The organism is Pseudidiomarina sp., from assembly GCF_033722695.1.
Taxonomy (GTDB): Bacteria; Pseudomonadota; Gammaproteobacteria; order Enterobacterales; family Alteromonadaceae; genus Pseudidiomarina.
In genome coordinates, this window is the sequence record NZ_JAWVYM010000009.1 from 32557 (window position 1) to 46667 (window position 14111).

General features: G+C 55.4%; 10 protein-coding genes. 5 read left to right on the forward strand and 5 right to left on the reverse strand.

The window, feature by feature from the left end; translation table 11 throughout:
• Positions 1-49: 49 nt before the first annotated feature.
• From cysS to R3196_RS05255, 3 genes are read left to right on the forward strand one after another with little or no spacing between them, the layout of a single operon-like run.
• Complete coding sequence (cysS, locus tag R3196_RS05245) at positions 50-1447, forward strand: cysteine--tRNA ligase (RefSeq protein ID WP_318935605.1); 1398 nt, start codon at positions 50-52, stop codon at positions 1445-1447.
• A gap of 14 nt (positions 1448-1461) precedes the next feature.
• Complete coding sequence (locus tag R3196_RS05250; RefSeq protein ID WP_318935606.1) at positions 1462-2997, forward strand: leucyl aminopeptidase family protein; 1536 nt, start codon at positions 1462-1464, stop codon at positions 2995-2997.
• 37 nt (positions 2998-3034) lie between these two features.
• Positions 3035-3907, forward strand: a complete 873-nt coding sequence (locus R3196_RS05255; protein WP_318935607.1) for an MBL fold metallo-hydrolase — start codon at positions 3035-3037, stop codon at positions 3905-3907.
• A 13-nt stretch (positions 3908-3920) separates the two neighbouring features.
• Here R3196_RS05255 and R3196_RS05260 read toward each other — a convergent pair whose 3' ends face one another.
• The 3 genes from R3196_RS05260 to R3196_RS05270 form a co-directional block, all read right to left on the reverse strand.
• Positions 3921-4319, reverse strand: coding sequence for an acyl-CoA thioesterase (locus tag R3196_RS05260; protein ID WP_318935608.1), 399 nt, complete (start codon positions 4317-4319; stop codon positions 3921-3923).
• Between the two features lie 47 nt (positions 4320-4366).
• A complete protein-coding gene (locus R3196_RS05265) occupies positions 4367-6625 on the reverse strand; it encodes a S9 family peptidase (RefSeq protein ID WP_318935609.1) in 2259 nt (752 codons plus the stop codon).
• A gap of 97 nt (positions 6626-6722) precedes the next feature.
• On the reverse strand, positions 6723-8837 hold the full coding sequence (locus R3196_RS05270; RefSeq protein WP_318935610.1) for a TonB-dependent receptor: 2115 nt from the start codon (positions 8835-8837) through the stop codon (positions 6723-6725).
• 180 nt (positions 8838-9017) lie between these two features.
• Between R3196_RS05270 and R3196_RS05275 the strand changes: the two genes are divergently transcribed.
• Positions 9018-10667, forward strand: a complete 1650-nt coding sequence (locus R3196_RS05275) for a M28 family metallopeptidase (protein ID WP_318935611.1) — start codon at positions 9018-9020, stop codon at positions 10665-10667.
• Here R3196_RS05275 and R3196_RS05280 read toward each other — a convergent pair.
• The gene (locus R3196_RS05280; protein ID WP_318935612.1) at positions 10656-13052 is read right to left on the reverse strand and encodes a zinc-dependent metalloprotease; all 2397 of its coding nucleotides are present in this window, start codon (positions 13050-13052) and stop codon (positions 10656-10658) included. The genes R3196_RS05275 and R3196_RS05280 overlap by 12 nt on opposite strands.
• A 39-nt stretch (positions 13053-13091) precedes the next feature.
• Between R3196_RS05280 and R3196_RS05285 the strand changes: the two genes are divergently transcribed.
• Positions 13092-13565: an HIT domain-containing protein gene (locus R3196_RS05285; protein WP_318935613.1), complete on the forward strand. Its 474-nt coding sequence runs from the start codon at positions 13092-13094 to the stop codon at positions 13563-13565.
• Here the strand turns inward: R3196_RS05285 and fldB are convergent.
• A complete protein-coding gene (gene fldB / locus R3196_RS05290) occupies positions 13562-14098 on the reverse strand; it encodes a flavodoxin FldB (RefSeq protein ID WP_318935614.1) in 537 nt (178 codons plus the stop codon). The genes R3196_RS05285 and fldB overlap by 4 nt on opposite strands.
• Positions 14099-14111: the final 13 nt, after the last annotated feature.

A 14111-nucleotide genomic window follows, 5' to 3' on the forward strand; every position in this document is an offset into this window, starting at 1 on the left:
GGCTCTATGAACGAACCACAGAGCCGTCTGACAGGAGTTGTAACCTGCAATGTTAACCATTTTTAATACGCTCACCCGTACCCGGGAAGAATTTGTGCCGGTAACCCCGGGCGAGGTCAAACTCTACGTGTGCGGAGTAACGATTTACGACTACTGTCATATTGGGCATGCCCGTACTTACGTGGCTTTTGACGTGATTGTGCGCTATTTGCGTTCGCGCGGTTATCAGGTTACTTATGTCCGCAATATAACGGATGTAGACGATAAAATTATCCGGCGCGCGGCTGAAAACGAAGAAAGCATCGAGGCGGTTACGGACCGCTTTACCAACGCCATGCACGAAGATTTTGACGCGCTCAACCTGCTGCGTCCCGATATCGAGCCGACGGTAACGGATCATATGGACGATATCATCAGCATGATTGATAGCCTGATTGCTAAAGGTCATGCCTACGAGGCCGCCGATGGTGATGTGCTGTTCGACGTCAGCACTTTTGAGCCCTACGGCAAATTGAGCCGGCAGGACCTGGAACAACTGCAGTCTGGGGCCCGGGTAGATATCGCGGACAATAAGCAGGACCCGCTCGACTTCGTATTGTGGAAGCAAGCCAAGGCAGGTGAGCCGAGCTGGCCGTCGCCCTGGGGCGCGGGTCGTCCGGGCTGGCACATTGAGTGCTCGGCAATGAACAAGCGACATCTGGGCGCGCACTTTGACATTCACGGCGGCGGTTCGGATCTGATTTTTCCCCATCACGAAAATGAAGTCGCACAAAGCTGTTGTGCCAACCAGTCTAAGTATGTGAACTACTGGATGCACAGTGGCATGGTGCAGGTCGACGAAGTGAAGATGTCCAAATCACTGGGTAACTTTTTCACTATTCGTGAAGTACTTAAGGAATATGACGCCGAAACCGTACGTTATTTCCTGTTATCCAGCCACTATCGTTCCCAGTTGAACTATTCTAAAGATAATCTTGATCAAGCGCGCGCCGGGCTTGAACGTCTGTACACGGCCTTGAGGGACGCGCCTGAGCCTTTTGGCCATGACGGTGTTGAAGAAGAATTGACACAAACACAGGTGCAGCGGTTTCATGCAGCCATGCAGGAAGATTTCAATGTGCCTGAGGCCTTACCGGTACTTTTTGAGTTGGCCCGGGATATTAACCGGACGCTTGCCACTGAACCGGCGAAGGCGGCGGTATATGCTGCACAGCTGCGGACACTGGGCGAGATCCTGGGGCTGTTACAACAGCAACCGGAAGCATTTTTACAAAGTGGGGCAGGCGTCGGCGACGATGTGGCTGAGATTGAAGCATTGATTGTTGAGCGTAATGAAGCCCGTAAAGCAAGAGACTGGAGCCGCGCCGATGCGGCCCGGGATAAACTGACTGAATTAGGTATCGAGCTTGAAGATACCCCACAAGGTACGCGCTGGCGGCGCGTCTGAGGAGTAACACGATTATGGCATACCCGAAACTGACCGTGGTAAATAACTACAGTGCTGCCGCAGGTGGTGGCTACGATGCTGTCATTTTAATTGGCGATTACCAGCAGCATATTCCTGAAGATTTTTCATCTCACATTGAACGCGCCCGGCAATTTGACCGCCGGGTTGGCGAGCAGGCATTACTGGTTACCTGTGAAGTGGCTGGCGGCCGCCTGATTACAGCACCAACTGGTCCTTTGACCCGTGATTATGATGATGTACGACAAATCGCTGACGCCGCAGCGGCTGGTGCCCGCATCGCCGCCGAAGCCGGTTGCCGCAAGCCATTGCTGGTGGTATTCGGCGTGCCTGAAGAAGAGGGCCGTTACGGGCAGGCTGAAGCGGTCGCCTACTGGGGCTTTTGTCAGGCGCTGTATCAGCCGCTGGAAGCACGCGAAGCCCTGGGTGAAGACCAAATCGAAACCGTTACTGAAGTCGGGTTGGTCGGCGTGGTAAACGAAGGCTGGCTGGAGGCCGTTGAAGCTGGCAAACGGGTCGCCCGGGACCTTTGTGGTACCGAGCCAGAGCGAATGGCGGCGCCACGCTTTGCCGAATATTGCCAGCAAACCTTTGCGCAATCACCGGTGCGGGTAACTGTTATTGATGATATTCAGCAATTACAGCACGAGTATCCGTTGCTGATGGCCGTAGCCCGTGCTTCGCTCGGTGTTGAGCGTCACTGGCCCTGTGTGGTGCGGCTGGAATACAAGGCACCGGCGGCGGAGCAGACCCTGATGATGGCTGGTAAAGGTATTGTTTATGATACCGGCGGTGTTGATTTGAAAGTCGGTGGCCACATGGCCGGTATGAGCCGGGATAAAGGCGGCGCGGCTGGCGTTGCTGGTTTTCTGAAGACGGTAGCAGAGATGCGCCCGGAAACAGTTAACGTGGTGGCTGAACTCGGTATTGTGCGCAACTCCGTGGGTGCCGATGCCTTTGTCGCTGACGAAATTATTACCGGGCATAGCGGCGTCCGGGTGCGGATTGGTAATACCGATGCTGAAGGCCGGTTGTTACTGGCTGACCTGCTGAGCCATCTGCGTGCTGAAGCAGGGGATTACCCGCGGCCGCAGCTATTCTCGGTGGCGACCCTGACCGGGCACGCGGCGCTGGCAAAAGGCCCTTATACGGCGCTGATCCCGAACGGACCAGCACGCGTAGATAAGATAACTGACCGCTTATGGGAAGCGGGCGAGGTCTACGGCGATCCGACGGAAATTTCCTGGTCGCGCCGCGAAGATTTCTCGTTTGTCCGGCCCCGGACCAGGTCAGATGATGTGTTGTCGAGTAATAACGGTCCGTCCGCCACAACCCCGCGCGGACACCAATTCCCGATGGCATTTTTAAGTATCGCAGCCGGCCTTGATAAGCATGGTACCGACAGTGAGCAACCGCTCCCTTACGTGCACGTGGATATCGCCGGCAGCGGTGTAGAAGGCGGTGACTGGCAACATGGCAAGCCAACCGCTACCCCGGTCACATGCTTTGCAGGCTGTTATCTGCATCGCTAGTGATTCGGGGTCAGCCCCCTATTGGAGCATGGTGAAGATGCGTAATATTAAGATATGGTTAGCGGCACTGACAGTGCTTAGCCTGACGGCAGGCCTGAGTGCCGCTGCTCAGGCTCAGTCCCGGTTCGACGATGTTGAAATCAAGGCGGTGCAGTTAAGTGATCGGGTCTATATGCTCACCGGCGCGGGTGGCAATATTGGCGTTTACCTCGGCGACGACAGTGTTTATATGGTTGATGCGCAATATGCCCCGCTCGCGGAGAAAATCAGCGCGGCAATTGGCAGCCTGACCGAGCAGCAGCTGACGACTCTGATCAATACCCATTTCCACGGTGACCATACTGACGGCAATGCGGCTTTCGCGCGTCAGGGTGTCACCGTGATTGCACAGCACAATGTCGCCGCACGGCTGGCGCAGAACGCCGACTTTGATAAGGCGGGTATTCCCTCGGTGACCTTCGGTGAATCGCTGCAACTAAACACCGGTGACGCCGCCCTCAGACTGCAACATTATCCCCGGGGGCATACCGATGGCGATGTGGTGGTGTGGTTCGCTGACACCAATGTTATTCACGCCGGAGATTTATTCTTTGTCGATCGCTTTCCGTTTATTGATTTAAACGCTGGCGGCAGTGTGCAGGGCTACATAGATAATGTCAGCGCAGTGATCGCGCAGCTTGATGATAATACCAAAATCATCCCCGGCCATGGCGGGTTATCCGATAAAGACGACTGGCAGCGACTGATATCGATGATTGCCATCACCCGCGAAGAAGTGCGGCTGATGCAGGTTGAAGGTCTTACGGTTGAGCAAGCGGTTGCCCGCGGCCTCAGTGATCGCTGGGCCGACTGGTCATGGGGCTTTATTACTGAAGAGCGATGGATAAAGACGCTTTATCAGGATATGTAAAAAAACGCCGACATTAAGTCGGCGTTTCTATTTTTATCGCATCTAATTCTTCTTTTGTTCGTCCGTGCGGCAAGGGCTTACGGGTTTCAGCATCGATATGGACGAACACAATATCGTCGGCCACACAGATAGTCTGTTTGGTTTGCTTGTTACGGACCACGCAGGTTACCGTCAGTGAACTGGTACCCGCCGCTTTAACGCCGAGCCCGAATTCAACGACATCACCCTGATAGGCCGAGGTTTCAAAACTAATAGCACCGATATGCTTGGTTACCAGGCTCTTGGCATCGAGCTGACAGGCAGCAAAAATATATGCTTCTTCGTCGATCCATTCTAAGATGCGGCCACCAAACAGCGAGCCGGCAAAGTTCAGGTCATTAGGCATGACCAGTCGGCGTGATAGAAAATGCATTACCTATTATCTCCAGCGAATGAGAATGTTGGCCTCAGTATAGCTGATCACAGGTGCCGGGCAAAAAAGTCTGCAATCAGTTGGTAGCGGTGGATGCTGGTGGCGCGTCCACTCAGACCGTGCTGTTTGCCGGGATAAGCCATCATTTCAAAGGGCAGTGCTTTATCCTGGAAGGCTTTGAACAACTTACCGCTATGTTCGAACAACACATTATCATCAGCCAGGCCGTGATAAATCAGCAATGGCTTCTTCAGCTGATCGCTGTAAGTAAGCACTGAGGCCTGCTGGTACCCCTCGGCATTGTTTTGCGGCGTACCCAGGTAGCGCTCAGTATAATGGGTATCATAGAGGCTCCAGTCTGTTACCGGGGCCCCGGCCACGGCAGCAGAAAATAAATCGTCGGCGCGCAGGATCAGATGCAGCGCCAGGTAACCACCGTAACTGTGTCCGAATACCCCTACCCGGTCGGGATCAACAAAGGGCAGTTGCCGAACGAACTCGGCGCCGCGGCGTTGATCCTCAACTTCCAGCATGGCCAGCTGGCGATAGATACCCGTCTCAAACTGCCGACCACGGTTACCACTGCCGCGATTATCCAGCTGGAAAACAACATAGCCCTGCTGAGCCAGGTACTGGCTGAAATAATGCCCCCAGCTATTGGTCACGCGCTGGGCGCGGGGCCCGCCATAGACCATCACAATAACCGGGTAGCGCTGATTATCGACAAATTGAGTCGGGCGCGTGAGCCGGTAATAAAGGCGTTGACCATCCGCAGCGGTCAGGTGACCGAATTCAGGGAATTGCCAGTTAGTGAGATACGGCGCCAACGGGTGGCTGTTGTCGAGCTGGTTCTGATGCAGCCAGCTGATGCGTTCGCCGGTCGGGCCATGCAGACTGACCTGGGGCGGCTGCGTGCTGCTCGAAAAATAGTCAATGTAGCTGCGGGCGTCGGCACCGAAGGTGATCTCGTGCATCCCATCGCGGTCGCTGAGCCGGGTTGGCTGGCTGGGATTACTGGTATTCATGCTGGCGCGATACAGGTGTCGCTCCAGCGGCGTATCTTTGCGGCCGGTAAAATAGATATAGCCGGTGGTTTCATCTACCCGACTTACCTGATCAACCATCCAGTCGCCACTGGTTAACTGACGGATCAGGCTACCGTCAAGCCGGTACAGATACAGGTGCTTATAACCACTGCGCTCAGAAGCCCAGATGAAATGGCGGGCATCGTTCAGAAAAATCAGATCATCATGCAGGTTAACCCAGGTTGGCGCTGATTCCTGCAGCACGAGGTTGTGACCAGCAACCGGCTGCTCAGCATCAAGCAGGTACAGACCTAACTGATTCTGGCTGCGATTCTGCCACTGATAACCAAGCCGCTTACTGTCAGTAACCCAGTCAACCCGCGCCAGATAACCATCGCCATGGTGTTCAGCTAAATTCAGCCAGGTCACCGTGGTTTTCTCTGCCGCATCTGGCACTGTGAGGATGCCCAGGTCGACAAGGGCATTGGCACTGCCGGCATAGGGGTAGCGCTGTTGCACCAGTCCGGTGCCGCTAACATCAGCCCGTACTGTTGTGGCGATGGGGGTTTTATCGACCCGGGTAAGGGCAATACGCTGTTCGTCCGGGCTCCACCAGTAACCGGTCATGCGCTTCATCTCTTCCTGGGCGACAAATTCAGCGGTGCCGTACATCTGATCAAGCGATCCGTCAGTGGTCAGTTGACGTAAGCTGGTGGTCGGCAGGTCGACTAACCAGAGATTATGCTCGTGAATAAAGCTGACGTAGCTGCCAGCGGGCGAAAACCGGGCATCGGTGGCGCTCATAGTGCTGGAGGTCAGGGTGGTGGTGGTCGCTGTTGCAATATTATAAAGATAGAGCTGGCCGGCTAACGGAAATAGCAGGGACTGGCCGTCGGGCGACCAGTGGTATTCGACGATGCCGTCAGCGCGGATGCGCTGGCGTTCACGGCGGGCCTGCTCGGCGGCCGAAACCTGCGAAGGATCCTGGGTTAGCTCCTTTGCTGCGACCAGTAGCCGGTGCTTGTCGTCGCGAATACTGTATAGCCAGAGATCGTAGACATCCGGCTGTGTGACAGAGCCTTTAAGATAGGAGATATGGTTACCGCGCGGAGCGAAGCGGAGTTGCTGCGGCGCTACGGTAGTTAAATCGGGAGCGGAAAAAATCCGCTCAATAGTGAGTGCAGCGGGTTCGGAGGTTATTTCAGTTTGCGCAGCGGCGGTCAGCGGCCAACAAAGCCCCAAGCCTAATAAACCTGCCGTCAATGCACCTAAAAATCGCATACCTGCTTTGTTCCTGTATTCAGTGAGCTCACCGGGATAGTGTAACAAAGCAGGTTGCAAAGGTTTTCAGGCTGCGACCAAGCGCGTAACTAATGCGCTAAAATTCGCCGCGTATGCCAATACCGAAGTTACGGCCGCGCAGGGGCGCGTCTTCTTTCAGAAACGAGGTATGTGGAAACGCCAATTCGTCGGTCAGGTTATCGGCCTTCAGGTAGATACTGAGATTCTGTGCCGCGAAGGCCTGCGGGAAGAAGTTCAGCTGCGCGTTCAGCAAGCCGTAACCTGCGGTTGGCTCTTCGTTAGCTGCTACCTGAGTTTGTTTGGCGTGCCAGATATAGCCGGCTTTAGCTTCCCAGTTACCCTTATTATAACGCAGGGAGGTGCCGATGCGCTGGCCCGGCATGCGCGGCAGGTCGCCCGCTCCGTCAGTAGAGCGACCGCGAATGTAGTCGCTGAAGCCCGTTACTTCCCAATTTGGCGTGAACTGCCAGGCACCGCTCAGCTCATAGCCGAACAGCTCGACATCGCGCTGGGTAAAGGCGACAACCGGTAAGCCTTCAGCGTGGTCATGGCCGCCATCGGCGTGGCCATCATCGCCTTCCTGATGCAGATCTTCGCTGTTGATGCCAGTGAATTCACTGAACACGTAGTTATTGATACGGTTGTAGAATATCGTGAAATCCATATGTGAGTTGGCCTGTTCAATATGGAAGCCGACATCCAGGTTATTGGATTTCTCGACTACCGGCGAGCGATCAGCCGGTTCGATATGGTACTCATGATCACCTTCTTCGTGGGCCTCATAGACCAGTCCCAGTTCATAAGTTTGGGTTGCCAGGTGCTCGCCGTTAGAGAACAGTTCATTAGCGGCAGGAGCGCGCCGGGCATGGCTGAAGTTAACTGCGAAACGCAATTCCGGGGCGAACTGATAAGTGAAACCGACTGAAGCCGATACCGGGTCGAAATCCAGTTCCGCATAACGCAGGTCGGTAAGGGTGGGAGCTTCAACGTCAACCCGCTCGTAGCGAGCACCGGCTTGCCAGTTAAACTGGCCGAACTGTTGCTCCAACAGCCAGAACAGACCATGCCGGACAGCGTCAGAAGCAGGCGTATAGGCTTCTTCACCCACGGCGTTTTGTTGTTGGTCGAACAGGTGGTAACCGAAGGCACCGTTCCAGCCGGCCAGTGGTGCGTGGGTAGCCGTTAACCGGAGTTCATGCTGTTCATTGGTGAAGGTGGTCGCCGGAATCTCGTCCTCAATTTCCTGGTGCTGGTAGTCGGTAAAACCATAGCGCAGTTCCAGTTTTTCAATTCCCTGGTACGGTGCCAGCCAGCCGCCGTGCACCTGAATGCGGTTTTGGTTCAGGTTGGCAAATGGACCTGCTTCTTCTGTATGTTCTTCGCCATGGGCATGGCCGGGAATACCGTATTCCTGCTCCAGACGACCGTAGGAAGCACCCAGGTAGCCCTGGTCAAAAATATAGCTGACGCCGATGTTAGCGCCTTGCGCATCGATAAAGCTGTTCTCGACTTCAGTTGCGGTTTCACCTTCATCGTTGGTGAAACGGGGCACACTGTAGTCTTCGCTGCGGCGGATAAAACCGTCCGCATGCCACACCGTCTGTTCATGGTCGGCAGTGAAGCCGGCGCTGGCGTCGCGCAGGTTACTGGCGCTGTCCGCATTAATACCGTAGAAGCCTCGGCTACCGCCGACAAACTCGCTGGGAATGCGCTGATCGACCACATTGACCACACCGCCGATAGCGCCGCTACCGTAGAGTAGGGTAGCCGGACCGCGCAGGATTTCAATTTGCTGGGCGACGGATGTTTCGGTCGTCACCGCGTGATCCGGGCTGCCGCGCGACACATCACCGGTGTCCAGACCATTCTGGGTGATTTTAACCCGGGGGCCATCCAGACCACGGATGATCGGACTGCTGGCAACGCCGGCAAAGTGAGTGGCACTGATGCCAGGTTCGTTCTGCAGGGTTTCGCCCAGGGTATGAGCCTGCTGCTCACGCAGTTCGTCACCGGCCACCACGCTGACCGGCTGAGCCGAGTTCAGCTGGGTACGACTCAGGGGCGTCGCCGTGATAGTGAGTACCTCAGTATCCTGATGTTCATGTTGTTGCTCCTGCGCATCGGGGGCACTCATAGCAGTGACTGGCATCAACGCAGCAACAAATACGGCTAGTGGGGTTTTACGGAACATCTGACAACTCCGGTTTCAGTTAAGTACGATCAAAGTAATGTAATGTTATAATATAACATTAAAGCAGACAAGCCTGAGTTCGCTGATACGCACACGGATTGCGACGAAAAGCTGGTTTGCCGCGACGGGGTTGGATAGACTAACGCACTACCAACACCCTAAGAACGGACATCAGATAGTATGCGTTTACCTTCAGTCATAAGCTTTTCGCTCGTTGTCATGTCGCTAATTGGCTGCGGTGGTGCTGCCGGGAGCGACGAAAACTCAGCCCTCAGTGCAGAGGCCAGTGCGTTGCGCGGACACCTCGAGTTTCTGGCCAGTGATGAATTGCGCGGTCGTGATACCGGCAGCCGGGGTCACGAAATAGCATCCCTGTATATCGCCAGTGAATTTAAACAGCTGGGGCTGGAACCCGCCGGCGATGATGGCACTTATTTTCAGCGCATCAATTTTCGCAGCAGCACCTTAAAAGAGAACACCGCCAGGTTGGCGATTAGCTACGGCGATGACGTTGTTGAGCTGAATTATCCGAAGGAATTTCTGACCGCACCGAGCGCTTATCATGAACAGGTTAATGTCACCGCCCCTATGGTATTCGTCGGTTATGGCCTGGTTTCTGAGGCCTTTGATATCAACGACTATGATGGCCTGGATGTCAGCGGCAAAGTGGTAGTGACCCTGGCCGGCCGGCCGGAATTTCTGCCCAGCGAAGAGGGCGCGCATCTGAACCGCAATAAAGCAAAATATGCTGCCGAACGTGGTGCCGTTGGCATGCTCAGTATCCATACCCCGGCGCGGGAAAAAGTGCGGCCATTTAAGGTGTCGGCACTGTATCAGCGTGCGCCTAATCTGGTCTGGCTGAATGCCGATGGCGAGCCAAACCAGATCTACAAAGGATTCACTAACCTGGGGTCAGTGGATACTAAAGCAGCCGAAAATCTGTTCCGCAAGGCTCCGGTTGACCTGCCAACTTTGCTGTTACAAACAGAAAACGACGAGAGCCCGCGCGGCTTTGCGCTTAACGCCAGTGTAACCCTGGCGAAAGAATCTGTGCATGAAGCGATCTCAAGCCCTAATGTTGCAGCCGTTCTGCCCGGCACCGATGACCAACTCAAAGATGAATATGTGCTCTATACCGCACATTCTGATCATGTTGGCGTGACCAGAGACCTGAGTCAGGATGATCACATCAATAATGGTGCTATGGATAACGCTTCGGGGGTATCGGTGATGCTGGAAACAGCGCGGATGTTCGCCGAATCAGCACAGCGGCCAAAACGCTCGGTGCTCTTCCTTGCGGTCACCGCAGAAGAGCGCGGCTTGCTGGGCGCGGATTACTATGCTCATTATCCGACGGTGCCGATTAATCAGATCGTGGCGAACGTGAACCTTGATATGCCCGTGCTGCTCTATGATTTTGCGGACATCATCGCCTTTGGTTCAACCCATTCGACGCTGGGCGATACGGTGGCTGAGGCGGCCGGCAGTTTTGGTATTGAGCTGAGTGGAGATCCGATGCCAGAACAGGCTATATTTACCCGCTCGGACCACTATGCTTTTGTGAAACAGGGCGTACCAGCAGTATTTTTAATGACCGGTTTTACCGCTAAAGACGAGGATAAAAACGGTGGGGAAATCTGGGGAGAGTTCTTTGAAAAGCACTATCACCGGCCAAGTGATAGTCCGGATTTGCCAATCAACTATGAGGCGGGCGTGGTATTTACCAATATCAACTTCGCTATCGGTCAGCAAATTGCCAACGCGGACGAACGCCCGCGCTGGTTGCCTGATTCATTCTTTGGTCAACTGAACGACTCATCAGATCGGTGAGCCCGGTGGCAGGGCTGGTGCCGGTTTAAGGGGCCAGCTCTGTTCCGTAAACAGCTGCCTCAGGGCCGCCAGGGCAAATTGCCGGTGGTCACTGACGGCAGCGCTTTCCCAGGCCTGTTGCTGGGCCTGCAGGAAGCTATAAAGCGGCGCCTTGGCGGTACTGCTTAGTTGCTCATTCATATAAGTTTGCACGATAGCCGTCAGCGATTCGAACGCCAGGCGCTGCTCCAGGCTGCTGGCATCTGGCTGGTAGGCCGGCGCGATGGCCTGTTGCTCAATATGCTTCAGCACCTGATACACATCAGGAATGTCAGCGTCCTGCTGCTGTTGTTGCTGCAGCCGTTCCAGTCGCTGCGGATGCAACATCAGCTCAAGGGTGAAGCGGGCGGCGCTGGCAGCCATCGAATCGGCATCCGGGATCAGACCGGTCAGGCCGCTAAAGGTTTCGCGGCTGGCAGGCTCGCCGTACGCTGTCGGTACCAGCAATACCTTGATGGATTCCGGCAGCGCCAGTTGCTCAGCGGTCAGGGTTTGCGTTAACTGTTGCAGCGCCCGTTGCTGCTGCTGGGCGTTAACCGGCCGGTAATCCGGGTCATCCTCAGCAGTTATGTAATAGCTGTAGTGCACGCCGGCGAGCATTTTCACCGCGGCTTCCACCTGATAGCGATGCAGCAGATACATCGGCACCAGCACCTGATTCAGGCGGCTGAGGGGCACTCCGGCCGGCAGATTATCCAGGCCAAAGCGGCTGAGGGCAGTGCGGCGCACCGCCAGTACCCGCTCCAGTTCAGTCACGGCATCACTGCCACTATCCCACAGATGGGCGTCAGGATGGGCGCCACCAGCGGCGCGGGCATCCCGGTCAGAAATAAATTCCAGTCCCAGCTGCTTATTGCGCTCGATAATGGTTTCCGGCGCGGCATCGCCATAGCCATACGCAATCACCTGTTTGTCCCACAGGCCCAATTCATTGGTATAGGCTTCGGCTAAGGTGAGGCCGTCGTGATCGGTGGACAGACTAACCAGCGGGTGCGGATAATCCATCACCGAGGCCCGGTCGCGGGCACTGGCAGCGAAGTTATGGGCGATACCCAGGGTATGGCCAATTTCATGGGCCGATAGCTGGCGAATGCGGGCCAGCGCCATTTCCTCGACCTGCTGCATCAGCTGCTGCTGTTGTTTTTCACTGAGCTGTTCGGCAAAAGGTGTCAGCAGACCCTGGGCGATAAGCATATCCTGGCGCACCCGCAGTGATCCTAAAGTCACATGCCCCTTTATGATTTCTCCCGTGCGCGGATCGGTAATGGAAGCACCATAAGACCAGCCCCGGGTGGAGCGGTGAACCCATTGGATGACGTTGTAGCGTACATCCATCGGATCGGCGTCGGCCGGCAGCTCGCGAACCTGAAAAGCGTCTTCGTAGCCTATCGCCCGGAAGGCTTGATCCCACCAGCGCCCGCCATCGAGCAGCGCGCTGCGGACAGGCTCGGGCACGCCCGGATCAAGGTAATAAACGATAGGCTTTACCGGTTTGCTGACGGCGGCGGCGGGATTCTGTTTTTTTAACCGGTGGCGCGGAATATATTGCACCAGCATGGGCTTGCCCAGCGGGGCTGCGTAATCCATGTGATTTTCAGCCCAGAAACCACTGTTAGGATGGAACTTGCGGGGCTCGTAGCCAGCGTCTGGCAGCCGGATAAACGAATGGTGCAGATGCATGGTCAGATGATCTGGATCCGCGGCGACACTGCGTACATACTGACCTTTCGCTTCACCAGTGAAGGTGATTTTGGCTTCCAGTTCAGTGTTATCCGGGAAAGCTTTGCTGCGGGCCGGATAAATCACTGAGCGATCGGCAGCGATACGGTAGCTGCCCTGCTCAGTTTGTTGCAGACGCTGAATAACGCCATGGGTATCGCTGAGCAGAAAAGGCGTATAATCCACCAGTACGTACTGGTCATTGGCCGCGACCACCGCAAAGCCGGCGATCACTGACCCGGCAAAGGCTTCGCTGACGCTGGCGCGTTCTGCCGGGTTGTCACTGGTGGCCCGGTAATAGGTATTGTGCTGTTGCAACAGCACCTTATTGCCTTCAATGTGGAAGCTGGCCAGCCGCGTGGCGCCAAGCTGACCGCGGTCCAGACCGATGTCGTTAGAGCCTAAGCCCCAGGGCAGACTAGTCTGAAAGATAAAAGGTTCTGACTGACGCGGGATCTTCAGGTAATAGCTGCCTTTATCGGGCGCATGGTAAAAAGTAAAGAAGCCCTGGTGGGCGGTCATGCCGGCGGTAAACTCAGCCAGTGAGGTGGCCTGGCCAGTGGCGGCGGGCGCGGCCTGAGCCCAGCTCAGGCCGGCCAGCAGCAGGATTGTGATGAAAGCTCTCATGTAGGTTTATCCATTGTTATTTTGGTAACAGGAGTTCAAATGACAAACAGCGGTTATAGCAAATCTAAGCCCGAAAGTAACACAGGCGATGGCGATCGCGAAGTATTCAGCCTGGATCAGCGGCTGATGCTTGACAGTATTTATCTTGGCCGGCTGGAGCTATGTGACGTGTTGTTGTTCAATGATGCGCGTTATGACTGGTTGATTCTGGTGCCGGCTGTAGCGGGCGCTGTGGAATTTCTGGACTTATCAGCGGCGCAGCAACAACAGCTGGCGCGCGAAGTGCAACAGACTGCTGCTGTGCTGAAAGTGCACGGTCGCGGTAATAAACTGAATGTTGGTGCGCTGGGTAATGTAGTGCAGCAGCTGCATGTGCATTTGCTGCTGCGCCACGACCAGGACCCGGCCTGGCCAGGTCCGGTATGGGGACATTCACCGGCGGTTCGTTATCCTGATTATGAGCAGGCGGAAATCGCCGACCGCTGGCTGCACCGGCTGCCACTTCAGGCTTAGCTGAGTTCGCGAAGCTCCTGCTGCAACTGCGCGCACCACTGGTTAATGCGTTCATCACTCAGTTCGTACTGGCTGTCTTCATCCAGTGCCAGTCCGACAAAGAATTCTCCGTCAGGGGTCAGCGCTTTTGAAGCCATAAAGTCATAACCCTGATTGGGCCAGAAACCGATGCGGGTGCAACCGGCGGTATTGGCGCCGGCGGCCAGCTCATCATGCAGCATGCCCAGCGCATCCTGGAACCAGTCGGTGTAGCCGACCTGATCGCCCATACCAAAGAGCGCGACGATCTTGTCCTGTAGATTTAACTGACTGATCTCGTCCCAGCGGCTTTCCCAGTCCTCCTGGATTTCGCCAAAATCCCAGGTCGACAGACCAAAAATTACCACATCAAACTGCTCACTGTCGGCCAGCGGCACATCTTTTATATTAAATAGTTCGACCCGCCCCGGAGGAAACTGCGCCTGAATTTTTTCTGCGGCAATTTCGGTATAGCAGGTGGTTGAGCCGTAAAATAATCCGATTGGTTTTGTCATAACACGAACCAGG

Excerpts from the sequence above, each read along its gene's own strand:
- R3196_RS05255 (WP_318935607.1), top strand. The coding sequence starts at position 3,035 with ATGCGTAATATTAAGATATGGTTAGCGGCACTGACAGTGCTTAGCCTG.
- R3196_RS05270 (WP_318935610.1), bottom strand. The coding sequence starts at position 8,837 with ATGTTCCGTAAAACCCCACTAGCCGTATTTGTTGCTGCGTTGATGCCA.
- R3196_RS05275 (WP_318935611.1), top strand. The coding sequence starts at position 9,018 with ATGCGTTTACCTTCAGTCATAAGCTTTTCGCTCGTTGTCATGTCGCTA.
- R3196_RS05265 (WP_318935609.1), bottom strand. The coding sequence starts at position 6,625 with ATGCGATTTTTAGGTGCATTGACGGCAGGTTTATTAGGCTTGGGGCTT.
- R3196_RS05285 (WP_318935613.1), top strand. The coding sequence starts at position 13,092 with ATGACAAACAGCGGTTATAGCAAATCTAAGCCCGAAAGTAACACAGGC.
- R3196_RS05260 (WP_318935608.1), bottom strand. The coding sequence starts at position 4,319 with ATGCATTTTCTATCACGCCGACTGGTCATGCCTAATGACCTGAACTTT.
- R3196_RS05250 (WP_318935606.1), top strand. The coding sequence starts at position 1,462 with ATGGCATACCCGAAACTGACCGTGGTAAATAACTACAGTGCTGCCGCA.
- fldB (WP_318935614.1), bottom strand. The coding sequence starts at position 14,098 with ATGACAAAACCAATCGGATTATTTTACGGCTCAACCACCTGCTATACC.
- cysS (WP_318935605.1), top strand. The coding sequence starts at position 50 with ATGTTAACCATTTTTAATACGCTCACCCGTACCCGGGAAGAATTTGTG.
- R3196_RS05280 (WP_318935612.1), bottom strand. The coding sequence starts at position 13,052 with ATGAGAGCTTTCATCACAATCCTGCTGCTGGCCGGCCTGAGCTGGGCT.